Source organism: Campylobacter lari (assembly GCF_001017575.1).
GTDB classification, from domain to species: Bacteria; Campylobacterota; Campylobacteria; order Campylobacterales; family Campylobacteraceae; genus Campylobacter_D; species Campylobacter_D lari_C.
Map to the genome: position 1 here is coordinate 317,173 of NZ_CP011372.1, position 14,559 is coordinate 331,731.

Consider the following 14,559-nt stretch of genomic DNA (forward strand, 5'->3'; position numbering starts at 1 on the left):
TTACCTTTATTCTTTGATTTCTAAAATTCCCATCATTCCAAGATCTTCATGCTCTAAAATATGACAGTGAAACATTCTAATACCGGTAAATTTTTGACTCATTCTAAGTCTTAATTCTTCCCCAGGTCTTACATTAATCGTATCTTGCAATGCTCTGAATTTTGCTTTTGTTATTTTACCCTTAAATTTAGAAGAAATGAGTTCAAATTGTGTTCCGTGTATATGGAAAGGATGATCCATATGTGATTTGTTTTTTACTACCCATTCTTCTACTTCATTTAATTTTGAGGTTAAATCCGTTCTATTCATATCAAATGTTTTACCATTGATTAAAAACATAGAAGCAAGGCTTTTTTTGATTTCTTCTTCACTTTTTTTACTAATACCATGCATTTGCATGTGATCTTCACTCATAATCACTTCTTTAAAGCTTGTAGCTTCTTTTAAAGGTGGAAATTCGCGTAATTTCTCCGGTATGTTTTCTATAGTTTTTTCTACTTTAAGATCAGCTAACATAAGAGTGTAAGGTTCTTCTTTAACAAGCATTTTATCGCGGTCATAATAAGTACTTTCAAGTTTAAAATCACCTTTATTTGCTTTGATTAGCACTTCTACTCTTGAAGCAGGACTTAAAAATAACTCATCTAATTCAACACCTTTTTCTATAAGCCCTCCATCAGTTCCTACTAAAATAAATTTAGCGCCTTTAATGCGTAAATTTAAATATCTTGCCGCACAAAAATTATAAATACGAATTCTTTGAGCTTTGTCAAGCGTTATTTTTGGCTTTAATTGTCCATTGATAAGAACTAAATTTCCTTCTCTACCATTGAGCCAATCAAATAAATTATTATCAGGAATTTGTGCATTTTCATCTAAACGCAAATCACTAATCACCCAATCTTGCTCTTGTAAATGCGACAACGCATCTTTTTTAGCTTTTACTACAAATACCCCTGCTAAGCCTTTATAAACTTGCTTTGCTGTGGTGTAGTGTGGGTGCGGATGATACCAGTAAGTTCCTGCTGAATTTTCTCCAAGTTTAAAGCGATAAATTCTTTCTCTACCAGGCATGATAGGATCGTGTGGGTTACCATCTTGTTCAGGTGGTATGTCAAGTCCATGCCAGTGGATTGTAGTTGGCTCTTTTAAACTATTTTTTACTAAAATTTCAACTGTATCACCTTCATAAACTTCTATTTTAGGTCCAGGTATAGAGCCATTGTAAGTAAAGCATTTTGTTTTTTTACCTTTAACAAGTTCTATTTGACTTTCTTTGATTTCTATACTTGATCTAAAGAAATTTTTCTTTGTACTTGTGTTTTTTAGAAGTTTTAAATTTGCTAATGTTTGTCCGCTAGGAAAGTTTTTTTCATCGAGTAGTTTAATGTTTGGATTTTCTAGTTTTATAAAAGAAGTATCGATTTCTTTTACTTCTTTTTGTGTATGTTTTGAGTGCATATTGTGATGAGAATGATCTCCCATTGCATAAGCACTGCTAATACTTGCTAAACCTAAAGCATTAAATTTTAAAAATAACCTTCTGTCCATTAAATTTTTACTCCTAAATTAATTTTTGATTTGGATTTTGATTATAACTATTATTTGATTAATGATTGTAAATTATAAAAACAAGATATAATTTTAATATGATTTGTTATACAAGTGGTTTTAAATCAAAAATTAAGGATAAATAATGCTAATTAAAAATCATTTAGATAAAGACTTTCAAACTCCTGCTTATATTTTAGAAGAAGATAAACTTAGAAAAAATTGTGAACTTTTGGCTAAAGTAAGTGAGCAAAGTGGAGCAAAAGTTTTGCTTGCGCTAAAGGGTTTTGCTTTTTCAGGTGCTATGGATATAGTGGGTGAGTATCTATCGGGCTGTACTTGTAGTGGGCTTTGGGAAGCTAAATTTGCAAAAGAATATATGAACAAAGAAATTCATACTTTTTCACCTGCTTTTAAAGACGATGAAATAGATGAAATCATAGATCTTTCACATCATATAGTATTTAATTCTTTTAATCAGTTTAAAAAATTTAAAGATAAAGCAAGCCACAAGTCTCTTGGTTTGCGCTGTAATCCAGAGCTTTCAGTGGCTCCAAAAGAACTTTATAATCCTTGTGGTAGATTTTCAAGATTAGGAATTCGTGCGATTGATTTTGAAAATGAAGATTTAAGTGCTTTAAGTGGGCTTCATTTTCATGCTTTATGTGAAGAAAGTGCGCATTCTTTAGAGCTTGTGTTAAATGCTTTTGAGGCTAAATTTTCAAAATTTATTAAAAATATGAAATGGCTTAATTTTGGTGGGGGTCATCACATTACAAAAGAAGGCTATGACACGCAAAAACTAATTGATCTTTGTAAAAAATTTAGCGATAAATATGGAGTGCAAGTGTATCTTGAGCCAGGTGAGGCTGTGGGTTGGCAGTGTGGAACTTTAGTTGCAAGTGTGATAGATATAGTAGAAAATGAGAAAAAAATAGCTATTTTAGATACTTCAAGCGAAGCTCATATGCCAGATACTATCATCATGCCTTATACAAGCGAGGTTTTAAATGCTAGAGTTTTATCAAGTCGTGATGGACAAAATTACAGCGAGTTAAAAGAAAATGAATTTGCTTATTTACTTGGTGGTAATACTTGCCTAGCAGGGGATATCATGGGTGAGTATGCTTTTAATCAAGAGTTAAAAATAGGACAAAAAATAGTATTTTTAGATCAAATTCATTATTCTATAGTTAAAAACACCACTTTTAATGGAGTAAGACTTCCAAATTTAATGTTCTTAGATAAGAATGAAAATTTATCTACGGTAAGAGAATTTGGCTATGAAAATTATTCAAAAAGAAACTAAAAATTGAGTTTTTTTGTAGTTTTTTGCAAATTTATGTTTTTTAAATAAAACTTTTTTTAAAATAAAAATGGAAACTGAAAATTAACAAAACTACAACGCTAAGCTTTTCCAGCGTGTAATGTTTAGGAGTAATTTATGCATAGGGTTATACTAGCTCTTTTAGCCTGTTTTAACTTTCTATTTGCTCAAGAAAATTTTGAAGTTAAAAATACTCAAATTTGGGATGTGCAAAGAGTGATGAATATAGAAAGTTATCAAAATTTTGGTGCTTTGTGGACTAAACTACAAGGTGAGTATATTGCAAGTGCTGTTTTGATTATACTTATAGTGGTTATTTCAGCTTTTGCATTGCACTATATGGTCATAGGTCCAAAGAAATTTTCTCATGATGGTAAGAAAATTTATGCCTTTTCAGTATTTGAAAGATTGTTTCATTTTGTAGCGGCAATTTCTTGGATTATCCTTGTGCCAACCGGACTTATTATGATTTTTGGATCATATTTTGGTGGTGGATTCTTTGTAAGAATGTGTAAAAACTTACATGGCATTGCTACTATTTTATTTATCATTTCTATCATTCCTATGCTTTTGTGTTGGATTAAAAGAATGCTTCCTGCAAGTTATGATTTAAGATGGATGATGATAGTAGGTGGATATTTAAGCAAAGAGAAAAAACCTGTGCCTGCGGGTAAGTTTAATTTTGGTCAAAAATCTTGGTATTATATAGCTGTTTTTGGTGGCTTTTTGATGATAATCACCGGTGCGTTTATGTTTTTCCTTGATTTTAATTCTACTTCTTTACAGTCTATTTTTGGAATTTCTCATATAGATATTTTAAGAGCTTCAGCTATCATCCATAATATTTTGGGTATTTTATGTGCAGTATTTTTTGCTATTCATATTTATATGGCTGTATTTGCTATTAAAGGAAGTATCCACTCTATGATTAGTGGTTACAAAGAAGAAGAGGAAGTTTATATTTTACATTCTTATTGGTATAAAGAATTAAGCGATAAAAAACAAATCAATCCATCATTTACTTACGATTCTAAAACAAAATTTTAAAATCTCACTTGATTTTTTTAAATTTTCCTTGTTATAATCAAATAAAAATAACAAGGAAAATTAATGATACAAGATATTGATCTTTCGCGCAAATATTTTTATGAATTTTTTTCAAAAGCTTTTAATTTTATAGATGAAAATGAGTTTAAAATTTGGTATGAGCAAGTTTTAGTTTTAGCTCAAAGTCCTTTAGATGATAGTTTAAAGTCTGATTTTAAAAAACTTAGTACATGTGATTTTGCAAGTTTTAAAGAAGAACAAAATGCGGTGTTTTTTGATTTTTCTTATGTGAATGTACCTATCAGTGCTTCTTTTTATGATGAGGGTAGAGATGATGGTAAAATGAAACTTCAAGCTTGCGAAATCATTAGAAAAACCAAATTTAGAAAAAAAGAAGATTGCAGGCAAAGTGAAGATGAATTTGGCTTTTTATTTGCTTTTATGGCAAGTATTATTGAACATGATTTAAAAGTTGCACAGCAATTATTTCGTTTCGTGATAAACCCTGTGATAGATGAGTTTATAGAAAAATTACAAATCCACAAAAACTCAAATTTTTACATTGCTATTGCTAATATTATGAAAGTCTTTTTTGCAAACGAAAGGGCTTATTTAGAAGTACAAGCGTCTGTGAAAAAAGAAGGTAAAAGTATAGCAGATGAAGCTTTACAAAGACTTCCTTATGAACCAAGACTTCCTACCAAATTTAGTAAAACAAATATAGAAGAACTTAGCAAATTATAAAAATTAATATGTATTTTGTTACCAAAATACATATTATCAAAATCATCTTTTTATGAAAATAGAAATTAAATAAAATCTTAAGTGAAAATATGCAAAATTTATTTTGTGTAAGTGCGTAAATACTTTAAAAATAAGTATTTATAGTTATTCTTTACTTTTATTTCAAAGGAGAGAACATGGAGGCCAATCAAAGAAGGGATTTTTTAAAAAAATCTTTGAAAATTGGTGCTTTAGGGGTGGTAGCTGGGGCAAGTGTAAATGCTTTAGCTAAAGATGATTACCAAGAGCAAAATACTGTAGTTTTGGGAAAAAGCACTAAAAAAGAAGTGCTTTATAAAAAAACTATGCATTGGGAAAAATATTACAAAATAGCTTACTAGTTAAGAAAGGAAGAAGATGGCATTAGCAAGAAGAAATTTTCTTAAGCTTGCTGGTATTGCTGGTCTTGGAAGTGCGGCTTTTGGTAGTGAAAATAAAGCCATTAGAGCTGCAAGCGAACAAGAAGTAGCAAATCCTTATCCAGATTCTAAGATTGTTAGAACAATCTGTAGTATCTGTAGTGCAGGCTGTGGAATTAAAGCAGAAGTACAAGATGGAGTTTGGGTGCGTCAAGAAAACGCTATAGAACATCCTATTTCTCAAGGATCGCACTGCTGTAAAGGGATAGATCAAATCGATCTTACTAAATCAAAACAGCGTATTAAATATCCTATGAAAAAAGAAAACGGCAAATGGGTGCGTTTAACTTGGGAGCAAGCTATCAATGAAATTGGCGATAAAATGCTTGAAATCCGTAAAGAAAATGGACCTGATAGCGTTATGTTCTTAGGTTCGGCTAAATTTAATAACCAACAAGCTTATTATTTTAGAAAATTTGCAGCATTTTGGGGTACTAATAATATAGACCACGTTGCTAGAATTTGACACAGCGCAACAGTCGCCGGTGTGGCGAATACATGGGGTTATGGCGCTATGACAAATCATTTTGGTGATGTGACTAAACATTCAAAAATGATGATTATTTTTGGTGCAAATACTGCTGTGGCAAATCCTATCGGATTTAAACACTTATTGCAAGCAAAAGATCGTAATAATGCTAAATTAGTAGTTGTAGATCCTGTATTTACAAAAACTGCAGTGCATGCTGATGAATATGTGAGAATTCGTCCAGGTACAGATATAGCTTTAGTTTATGGTATGCTTCATTTAATCTTCAAAAACGGTTGGGAAGATAAAGAATTAATCAAAACTAGAACTTATGGGGTTGAAGAAATAAAAGCAGAGGCTGCTAAATGGACTCCTGAAGTTGTAGAAGATGTAACAGGTGTTCCGGCTGCTCAGCTTGAAAAAATCACAAGAATGCTAGCTACAATCAAACCTGCTACGCTATTTTGGGCTTTAGGTATTACTCAACACTCAGTAGGTAGCTCTAATACAAGAATCCTAGCTATCTTGCAACTCGTTCTTGGTAATATAGGCAAACCAGGCGCAGGAACAAACATCATCAGAGGTCATGATAATGTTCAAGGTGCTACTGATATGGGTTGTTTGGCTGATACTTTACCAGCTTATTATGGACTTGATGATAATGCTTGGAATCATTTTTCTAATGTATGGAATGTTGAGAGAGAGTATTTAAATTCAAGATTTTATTCTAAAGAATGGATGCATGAAAAAGGCTTTTCACTAGCAAAATGGTGGCAAGGTGTTTTACATGAAGAAAAAACTTATTCAAACTCACCTATCCGTGTACTTTGGGTGCAAGGAACGGGTATTACTTCTATGGCACATACGGTAAAAATTCAAGAAGCACTTAAAAAACTTGATATGATCGTAATTGCTGAGCCTTTTGTAAATGAAGTAGCAGTTTTAGCAGATCGTCCAGATGGTATTTATATTATTCCTGCTTCAACCCAATTTGAAACAGAAGGTTATGTAACAGCGACTAACCGTGCTATGCAATGGCGTTCTCAAGTAGTAAAACCAATTTATGAAAGTAAAGAAGACCAAGAGATTATGTTTGCTTTTGCTAAAAAATTTGGTTTTTATAAAGAGTACACTCGTGGCATGAAAATGGAATTAAAAGACCATAAACTTGTACAAACAAGAGATGATAATGATGATAATTTCATATGGCCTGATGATGCTACAAGAGAAATGAGTAATGGTCTTTTAAGTATAGGTTTAAGAGGTATTTCAGCTGAACGTCTAAGAAAACACCAGCAAAATTGGGAACATTTTGATCCTGATACTCAAAGAGGTATTGGTGGTGAAGTTAAAGGTGAATATTATGGCTTACCTTGGCCTTGTTGGGATAAACAACACCCAGGCACTTCTATCATGTGGAACACAGATATTCCTTATGAAGAAGGTGGTATGGGCTTTAGAAATCGCTTTGGTTTAGAGCATGATGGGCATTCTCAATTAGCAGATGAAGCCTTTACTCCAAAAGGATGTAAAGTTAAAGGTGGCTACCCACAAATTACTAAAGAAAATATCGAAAAAGTGTTTAATATCAAACTAAGCGATAAAGAAAAAGAATTAATGGGTGCTAGCTGGAGCACAGATATTTCAGGTATTATCTTAGAAAAATGTAGAGAAAAAAGTGCTTGTTGTTTAGGTAATGCAAGAGCTAGAATGAAAGTTTGGGAATTTGCTGATCCTATTCCACTACATAGAGAGCCTATTCACTCGCCTCGTTGGGATTTGGTTAAAAAATATCCTACTTGGGGTGATCAAGAGAAAAACTTTAGGGTTGAGAGTAAATTTATTAGCGAGCAACAAAAAACAGATTGGAGTAAAGAGTTTCCAACTATTATTTCAAGTATGCGTTTAGTAAATTTAAGCGGTGCGGGTATGCTTGAGAGAACTAGTAAATATCTTGCCGCAATCACACCTGAGATGTTTGCTAATGTGCACCCTGAACTTGCTTTAAAATATGGCATAAATGATGGTGATATGATGTGGATTCATTCACCACAAGGCACTAAGATTAAAGTAAAATGTGTGCATAATCATTCAGTTACGCCAGATAGAATTTGCTTGCCTTATAATTTTGCAGGTATTATGCAAGGTGTGGATTTAAGTTATAATTATCCTGAAGGTACTAAACCTTATACTATAGGGGAAAGTTCTAACACGGTTACTAACTATGGTTTTGATATAAATACGCAAATTTCTGAGTTTAATGCAGGACTTTGCAGACTTGAAAAGGCTTAAGGGGTAAGTTATGGCTAGAATGAAATTTTATGTAGATAATAATCGCTGTATTTCTTGCTTTGCTTGTCAAGTAGCTTGTTCAAGTGCGCATGAAGTGCCAGTAGGAATTAATAGAAGAAAAGTAATCACTTTAAATGAAGGTATAGAAGGCAAAGAGTTTTCAACAACTCTTGCTTGCCAACACTGTACAGATGCTCCATGTGAGCAAGTTTGTCCTGTAAAATGCTTTTATATTAGAGCTGATGGTATTGTTTTACATGATAAAAAAACTTGTATAGGTTGTGGGTATTGTCTTTATGCATGTCCTTTTGGCGCTCCACAATTTCCAAGAGATGGTGCTTTTGGTATTAAGGGTGAAATGGACAAATGTACTATGTGTGCAGGTGGTCCTGAGCCTACTAACTCTCATGAAGAAAGAGAGCTTTATGGACAAAATCGTATCGCAGAAGGTAAAGTACCTATGTGTGCTGCGGTTTGTTCTACAAATGCACTTTTGGTTGGCGATGCAGCTGAAGTTAGTGCAATGTATAGAAAAAGAGTTTTACTCAAGGGTCAAAATTTAGGACTTGATGTAAAATAATTCAAAGGGTGTTTACAAGCACCCTTTTTTACTACTTATAATCCAAGGTTAATTCATGGAAGAGCTAATTTTACAAATTCAAAAAAATCTTGATGAAAATAATAAACTTACTTGTAAAAAAGCACTAGAACTTTTAAAACAATATTCTAAAGAAGATTTTCAAACTGCTATAAAAGAATTAGGCGTAAAAATTTCAGATTGTGAGCTAGGTCAATTTGGCAAGTTAAACAAAAATATAGCAAAAAGTGAAATTTTAGAAAAATTAGAAACAAAATTAGATTCTAAGCGTCGCATATCATGTAAAGATACTTTAGAATGTACTAAAGACTTTAATATGGCTGATATTAGAGCCACACTTAAAACTTATAAAATTGATGTTAAATACTGTGAACTTGGTTGTTTTGAAGAAAAAAAAGGTAAAAAATTTCATATAAAAAGTAAAATTTGGATAGAAAATTCTGATGGAGAATTGCTTTTTGGTAAAGGTAAAACAGATATTTTAGAATTAGTAGGAGAATGTGGAAGTATTTCTCAAGCAGCTAAACAACTAGGGATTAATTATAAAAAAGCATGGCTTTATATACAAGATTTGGAAAAAAATATGAAAGAAGAATTACTCATTGCCAAAAAAGGAAGAGGAAGTGAAGCTGGTAGCAAACTTACTCCAAGAGCTTATGAATTAATTCAAAATTTTAAAATTTTACAACAAGATGTAGAAGAATATACCAATAAACGCTTTAAAGAATTATTTTTTAAGAAAAATCAAGAAAAAAACAAAACTTAATTTGAATACAAGTTATAACAATATATCATTAAATAAAAAAGGTAAAAAATGAAAATTGATTGTAGAGATTTAGCTTGTCCACGTCCTGTGATAGAAACAAAAAAAGCCTTAGAAGAGTTAAAAGAAAATGAAAATTTAGAAATTCTCTTAAATTCTCAAGCTTCTAAAGAAAATGTAATGAGATTTTTAAAATCTTTAAATTTGGAATTTAGCGTTAAAGATTTAGATGATGAGAGTATTATTAGCATTGTAAAAGATGGCAATATAGCTCAAACTCAAGAAAAAAATTTACAAGAATACAATGTGTTATTTTTAAAAAGCGATAGAGTGGGCGAGGGAGAACTTGGAAAAAATTTAATGCTAGGTTTTTTAAAAACTCTAAAAGATTTACCTAATAAACCTGTAAAAATCCTTTGTGTTAATGATAGTGTTTTGATGAATACTGATTGCTCTCATATTGCTTTTGAAGCTATGAAAGAACTTGAAAATTTAGGAGTTGAAATTTATAGTTGCGGGGCATGTTTGGAATTTTTTGGCAAAAGCAAAGAACTTAAAATAGGCAAAATAGGTAATGCTTATGAAATTTTAAATGAACTTTTTGGAAAGGCAAAGATTATTTCTTTATGATATATAAAGATCAAAAACTAACCCAATATGTAAAAGCTGCGGGTTGAGCTGCCAAATTAGACTCGGTGGGTCTTGACAAAATTCTTGGCATTTTAAAACCGCATGAAAACATTTTAAGTGGTATTAATAATAATGAAGATGCAAGTGTTTATAAGCTAAATGAAGATTTAGCTTTGGTGCAAACTCTTGATTTTATTACACCCGTGGTTGATAGTGCGTATCATTTTGGCGCTATAGCTGCTGCAAATGCTTTAAGTGATGTATTTGCTATGGGTGCTGAGGTGATTAATGCTTTAAATATTGTAGGTTTTGATACTTGTCATTTTAATAATGAAATTTTACTTGAAGTGTTAGAAGGTGCTAGAGTTAAGGTTGAAGAAGCTGGTGCTGTGCTAGTAGGTGGACATACTATAGAAAATGATGAATTTATTTTCGGGCTTAGTGTAACAGGCGTAGTTCATCCTAAGAAATTTATAGCTAATAATAGCGCCAAAGATGGTGATGTAATTTTACTTACTAAGCCTATAGGCAGTGGTATTATTAGTACTGCTATCAAGGCTGGTTTGCTAGAAAAAGCAAAGATTTTAAAAGCAGTGGAGCAAATGAGTTTTTTAAATTTATATGCAAGTCGTATTTTAAAGAGCTTTAAAAGTCTTAGTGCTTTAAGTGATGTGACAGGTTTTGGTCTTTTAGGACATTTAAAAGAAATGTTAAATAAAGAGATTATGATAGAAGTATATAAAAATGAAATTCCTTTAATGGATGGAGTTTTGTCAATGGCTAATATGGGGATAATCCCAGCCGGAGCTTATAAAAATAAAGATAGTCTAAAAATTTGGGTTGAAAATTTAAATGAAAAAGATGAGGATATAGTGTATTTTGATCCTCAAACTTCAGGTGGACTTTTAGCTAGTATGAGTGAAAATGAAGCAAGTGAAGCTTTAAAAATACTTAAAGAATATAATATTGAAGCAAAGATTATCGCTAGATGTGTAAAAAATACTCATAATTATTTATTATTACGCTAATATTTTATTTACAATTAAAAATATATGTTTATATTTGTTACTTTTTTACATAAAAAAATAAATTACAAATAAATATATGTTGATTTTCGTTGCATTTTTTGTATCATAAATACATATTAACTATTAAAGTGGAGGAAAAAATGATACAAAAAGCTTTGCAATTAGCTGAAGAATTACAAAGAAAGATAGAAAGTAATATTTCTCAAAGTGAAAAAGAATTTCATGCCAAAATGCAAAAACTTTTAAACAATCCTAAAAATAAAGTAATGTTAATTGAGCTTTTAGATCGCTCTTTTAGATGTAAAGATAAAAGCGCGAGTTTTGAGCTAATAGAACATACTTTAAATAAATATGGCATAGCAGATTTTTTTAGTGCTTTTGAAAAATTTTTACTTTTTTCATTTTTAAATTTTGGAAAATTTGCACCAACTCTTAGTGTGCCATTTTTCATTAAGCATTTAAGAGAAGATACTAAAGCTATGGTTTTAGATGCAAATCCTAGTGTTTTAGAGCCTCATATGCGTAAAAGAAAAGATGAAGATAAAATCACCTTAAATGTAAATTTAATTGGTGAAGAGGTTTTGGGTGAGGCTGAGAGTGCTTATAGAATGAAAAAATACGAAGAAGCATTAAAAACAAGCTATATTACTTATATTTCTATTAAAATTACTACCATTTTTTCCCAAATCAATATTATTGATTTTGAATACTCTAAAGATGAGGTGGTAAAAAGATTGGATAAATTATATGCTCTTGCTTTAGAGGAAGAAAAAAAGCAAGGTGTATCTAAATTTATCAATCTTGACATGGAAGAATTTAGAGATTTAGAATTAACTGTTGAAGCTTTTATGGAGAGTGTTGCAAAATATGATATTAAAGCAGGTATTGTTTTGCAAGCTTATTTACCTGATTCTTATGAGTATTTGAAAAAACTTTTTGCTTTTTCAAAAGAAAGAGTTTTAAAAGGTATGAAGCCTATAAAAATTCGCTTTGTTAAAGGAGCGAATATGGAAAGTGAAGAAACTATAGCTTCACAAAGAGGTTGGGCTCTACCTACTTTTTATAAAAAAATTGACACTGATAGTAACTATAAAAAAATGCTTGATTTTGTCTTAGAGGGAGATAATTATAAATATATTAATGTAGGTATTGCAAGCCATAATTTGTTTGAAATTGCTTATGCTTATACTAGAATTTCACAAGCAGGAGCTTTATCATCTTTTACTTTTGAAATGCTTGAAGGTATGAGTTTACAATGCTCTTATGAGCTTTCTAAAATGCATGATCTTATACTTTATGCACCAGTTTGCGATGAAGCACATTTTAACAATGCTATTGCATACTTAGTAAGAAGACTTGATGAAAATACTAGTGAAGATAATTTCATGAGATATTTTTTCAATCTTAAAATTAATGATAAAAATTGGCAGACGCAAAAAGAATTATTTATAAAATCTTTAGAAGGTGTTGCTAGCTTGGATAATTCTACTCATAGAACTCAAGATAGAAATAATGAAACAAAGGCTATTAGTTCTTATGAGAGTAAAGAATTTAAAAACGAACCTGATACAGATTTTATCTTAAAAGCAAATAGAGAGTGGGCTAAAAATATAAGAACTAAATATGAAAATTTAGAAAATTATGATGTCTATCCGGTTGCAAAAGAGGAAATTAAAAACGAAAATTTACAAGTAGTAGAAGTTAAAGATAAAATCAAAAATCGCACTATAGGTAAAGCACATTTAGCAGGCCAAGCAGAGATTAAGTACGCTTTAGATGTAGCTAAGAGCTCAAATTTTAGTGATTTAAGTCACGATGAAATTTATAAAATTTTAGCAAAAACTGCTCAACTTGTTAGAGATCGTAGAGGAGATTTAATAGGTATAGCAGCTTTAGAAGTAGGAAAAACTTTCTTAGAAATTGATCCTGAAGTTAGTGAGGCTATAGACTTTTTAGAATTTTACCCACATTCTTTGGAAAAACTAAAAGAGCAAAATCCAAATACTACTTTTAAAGCAAAAGGTATAGGTGTGGTGATTGCACCATGGAATTTCCCAGTGGGTATTTCAGTAGGAACTATAGCAGCACCTTTGGCTGCAGGAAATAAAGTGATATACAAACCTTCATCTTTATCGATGTTAACAGGTTATATGCTTTGTAAATGTTTTTGGGATGCGGGAATTCCTAAAGATGCTTTGATTTTCTTACCTGCTAAAGGTAGTGATATATCAAAATACTTACTTGTTGATCAAAGTGTGAAATTTTCAGTATTAACCGGTGGGGAAGAAACTGCTTATGCAATGCTCAAAGCTAATCCAACCTTACTTTTAAGCGCTGAAACAGGCGGTAAAAACGCAACTATTGTTTCTAAATTTGCTGATCGTGATAGTGCGATTAAAAATATCATTCATTCAGCTTTTTCAAATTCAGGTCAAAAATGCTCTGCTACTTCTTTACTAGTTTTAGAAGAAGAAGTTTATAATGATGAAGAGTTTAAAAAGACTTTGGTAGATGCTGCTAGTTCTATGGCGGTTGGAAATCCATTTGTGTTTAAAAATAAACTTGGAGCTTTAGCAGATAAACCAGATGTGAAATTACAAAAAGCTTTAGATGAGCTAGCTCCGTATGAAAGTTGGGCTTTAAAACCTAAATTTGTAGATGATAATCCTTATCTTTTAACTCCAGGGATTAAGTATGGTACTAAAAAAGGTGATTTTACGCACATGAATGAGCTTTTTGCGCCAATCTTAACTGTAATGAAAGCAAAAGATTTAAAAGAAGCTATTGATATAGTAAATTCAACAGGCTATGGACTCACAGCAGGATTTGAAAGTTTAGATGAGAGAGAATGGGAGTATTTTCACACTCACATAGAGGCAGGAAATATTTATATTAATAAACCAACAACAGGAGCTATAGTTCTTAGACAGCCTTTTGGTGGTATTAAAAAATCAGCCATTGGTTTTGGTAGAAAAGTTGGAATTTATAATTACATTACCCAATTTTTAGATATAGAGCAAAGTCAAGCTGATCAAAATGTTTTGGACAATGAATTGGTATCAAATTTAAATGCTTTAAGCTTAGATTTAAATGAAAAAGATAAAGTCGATTTTGAAGTCATTAAAGCTATGGCAAGAAGCTATGCTTACCATGCAAAACATGAATTTGCAAGTGCGAAAGATTATGTCAATATAAGAGGTGAGGATAATCTTTTCTCCTATACAAAGGTTAAAAATATCGCTTATAGAGTGCATAAAGATGATAGTTTAAAAGATATTTTAGGAGTTATTTTAGCAGCTAGTGTATTAAATATTGATCTTGTTTTAAGTTATGATGAGCATGAAAAAATAGATCTTGTGCAAAAGATTAATCAAAAAATTAGTTCAAAAACTTTATTCCTTAAAGAAAATAAAGAAAATTTCATTAGCAAAATAGCTGATTATGAGAGAATTCGTTATTTTGCTCCATTAGATGTTAATGATGAAATTTTCATAAAAGCAGCAAGTTGTGCAAAAATCATCGCTAATGCTAAGCCTTTAATAAATGGGCGTTTTGAGTTGCTTTTATATCACAATGAGAAAGCTTTAAGTATATCTTTCCATCGTTATGGAAATCTAGGTATTCGTGCTTTAAAATAATATAAAGGAGATAA

At 31.1% G+C, this 14,559-nt stretch carries 11 protein-coding genes; 10 read left to right on the forward strand and 1 reads right to left on the reverse strand.

From position 1 onward, the window contains the following. Positions 1–6: 6 nt before the first annotated feature. Positions 7–1,551 carry a multicopper oxidase family protein gene (locus tag CD56_RS01730; RefSeq protein WP_047208019.1) on the reverse strand — a complete coding sequence of 515 codons (1,545 nt, stop codon included), beginning with the start codon at positions 1,549–1,551 and terminating at the stop codon, positions 7–9. Between the two features lie 145 nt (positions 1,552–1,696). Between CD56_RS01730 and nspC the strand changes: the two genes are divergently transcribed. From nspC to CD56_RS01785, 10 genes are all read left to right on the forward strand, one after another. Continuing rightward, on the forward strand, positions 1,697–2,860 hold the full coding sequence (nspC, locus tag CD56_RS01735; protein WP_047208020.1) for a carboxynorspermidine decarboxylase: 1,164 nt from the start codon (positions 1,697–1,699) through the stop codon (positions 2,858–2,860). A 135-nt stretch (positions 2,861–2,995) separates the two neighbouring features. Continuing rightward, positions 2,996–3,925 (forward strand): formate dehydrogenase subunit gamma, encoded by a 930-nt coding sequence (locus tag CD56_RS01740; RefSeq protein ID WP_039627999.1) that lies wholly within the window; start codon positions 2,996–2,998, stop codon positions 3,923–3,925. A gap of 63 nt (positions 3,926–3,988) precedes the next feature. Next, complete coding sequence (locus CD56_RS01745; RefSeq protein WP_052768356.1) at positions 3,989–4,669, forward strand: TorD/DmsD family molecular chaperone; 681 nt, start codon at positions 3,989–3,991, stop codon at positions 4,667–4,669. A 176-nt stretch (positions 4,670–4,845) separates the two neighbouring features. After that, a complete protein-coding gene (locus tag CD56_RS01750; RefSeq protein ID WP_012661099.1) occupies positions 4,846–5,049 on the forward strand; it encodes a twin-arginine translocation signal domain-containing protein in 204 nt (67 codons plus the stop codon). A gap of 16 nt (positions 5,050–5,065) precedes the next feature. After that, a complete protein-coding gene (locus CD56_RS01760) occupies positions 5,066–7,888 on the forward strand; it encodes a formate dehydrogenase subunit alpha (RefSeq protein WP_214097741.1) in 2,823 nt (940 codons plus the stop codon). A gap of 10 nt (positions 7,889–7,898) precedes the next feature. Next, positions 7,899–8,468 (forward strand): formate dehydrogenase FDH3 subunit beta, encoded by a 570-nt coding sequence (gene fdh3B / locus CD56_RS01765; protein WP_039617607.1) that lies wholly within the window; start codon positions 7,899–7,901, stop codon positions 8,466–8,468. 55 nt (positions 8,469–8,523) lie between these two features. Further along, entirely contained in the window at positions 8,524–9,252 is a 729-nt protein-coding gene (locus tag CD56_RS01770) for a ModE repressor domain protein (protein WP_039617610.1), read from the forward strand. A 48-nt stretch (positions 9,253–9,300) separates the two neighbouring features. Then, positions 9,301–9,879, forward strand: coding sequence for a sulfurtransferase-like selenium metabolism protein YedF (gene yedF / locus CD56_RS01775; RefSeq protein ID WP_039625428.1), 579 nt, complete (start codon positions 9,301–9,303; stop codon positions 9,877–9,879). Further along, positions 9,876–10,907, forward strand: a complete 1,032-nt coding sequence (gene selD, locus CD56_RS01780; RefSeq protein WP_080956323.1) for a selenide, water dikinase SelD — start codon at positions 9,876–9,878, stop codon at positions 10,905–10,907. The genes yedF and selD overlap by 4 nt, the downstream gene beginning before the upstream one ends. 140 nt (positions 10,908–11,047) lie before the next feature. Next, a complete protein-coding gene (locus tag CD56_RS01785; RefSeq protein ID WP_047208022.1) occupies positions 11,048–14,545 on the forward strand; it encodes a bifunctional proline dehydrogenase/L-glutamate gamma-semialdehyde dehydrogenase in 3,498 nt (1,165 codons plus the stop codon). The last annotated feature ends 14 nt before the right edge of the window (positions 14,546–14,559 follow it).

Excerpts from the sequence above, each read along its gene's own strand:
- CD56_RS01730 (WP_047208019.1), bottom strand. The coding sequence starts at position 1,551 with ATGGACAGAAGGTTATTTTTAAAATTTAATGCTTTAGGTTTAGCAAGT.
- nspC (WP_047208020.1), top strand. The coding sequence starts at position 1,697 with ATGCTAATTAAAAATCATTTAGATAAAGACTTTCAAACTCCTGCTTAT.
- CD56_RS01740 (WP_039627999.1), top strand. The coding sequence starts at position 2,996 with ATGCATAGGGTTATACTAGCTCTTTTAGCCTGTTTTAACTTTCTATTT.
- CD56_RS01745 (WP_052768356.1), top strand. The coding sequence starts at position 3,989 with ATGATACAAGATATTGATCTTTCGCGCAAATATTTTTATGAATTTTTT.
- CD56_RS01750 (WP_012661099.1), top strand. The coding sequence starts at position 4,846 with ATGGAGGCCAATCAAAGAAGGGATTTTTTAAAAAAATCTTTGAAAATT.
- fdh3B (WP_039617607.1), top strand. The coding sequence starts at position 7,899 with ATGGCTAGAATGAAATTTTATGTAGATAATAATCGCTGTATTTCTTGC.
- CD56_RS01770 (WP_039617610.1), top strand. The coding sequence starts at position 8,524 with ATGGAAGAGCTAATTTTACAAATTCAAAAAAATCTTGATGAAAATAAT.
- yedF (WP_039625428.1), top strand. The coding sequence starts at position 9,301 with ATGAAAATTGATTGTAGAGATTTAGCTTGTCCACGTCCTGTGATAGAA.
- CD56_RS01785 (WP_047208022.1), top strand. The coding sequence starts at position 11,048 with ATGATACAAAAAGCTTTGCAATTAGCTGAAGAATTACAAAGAAAGATA.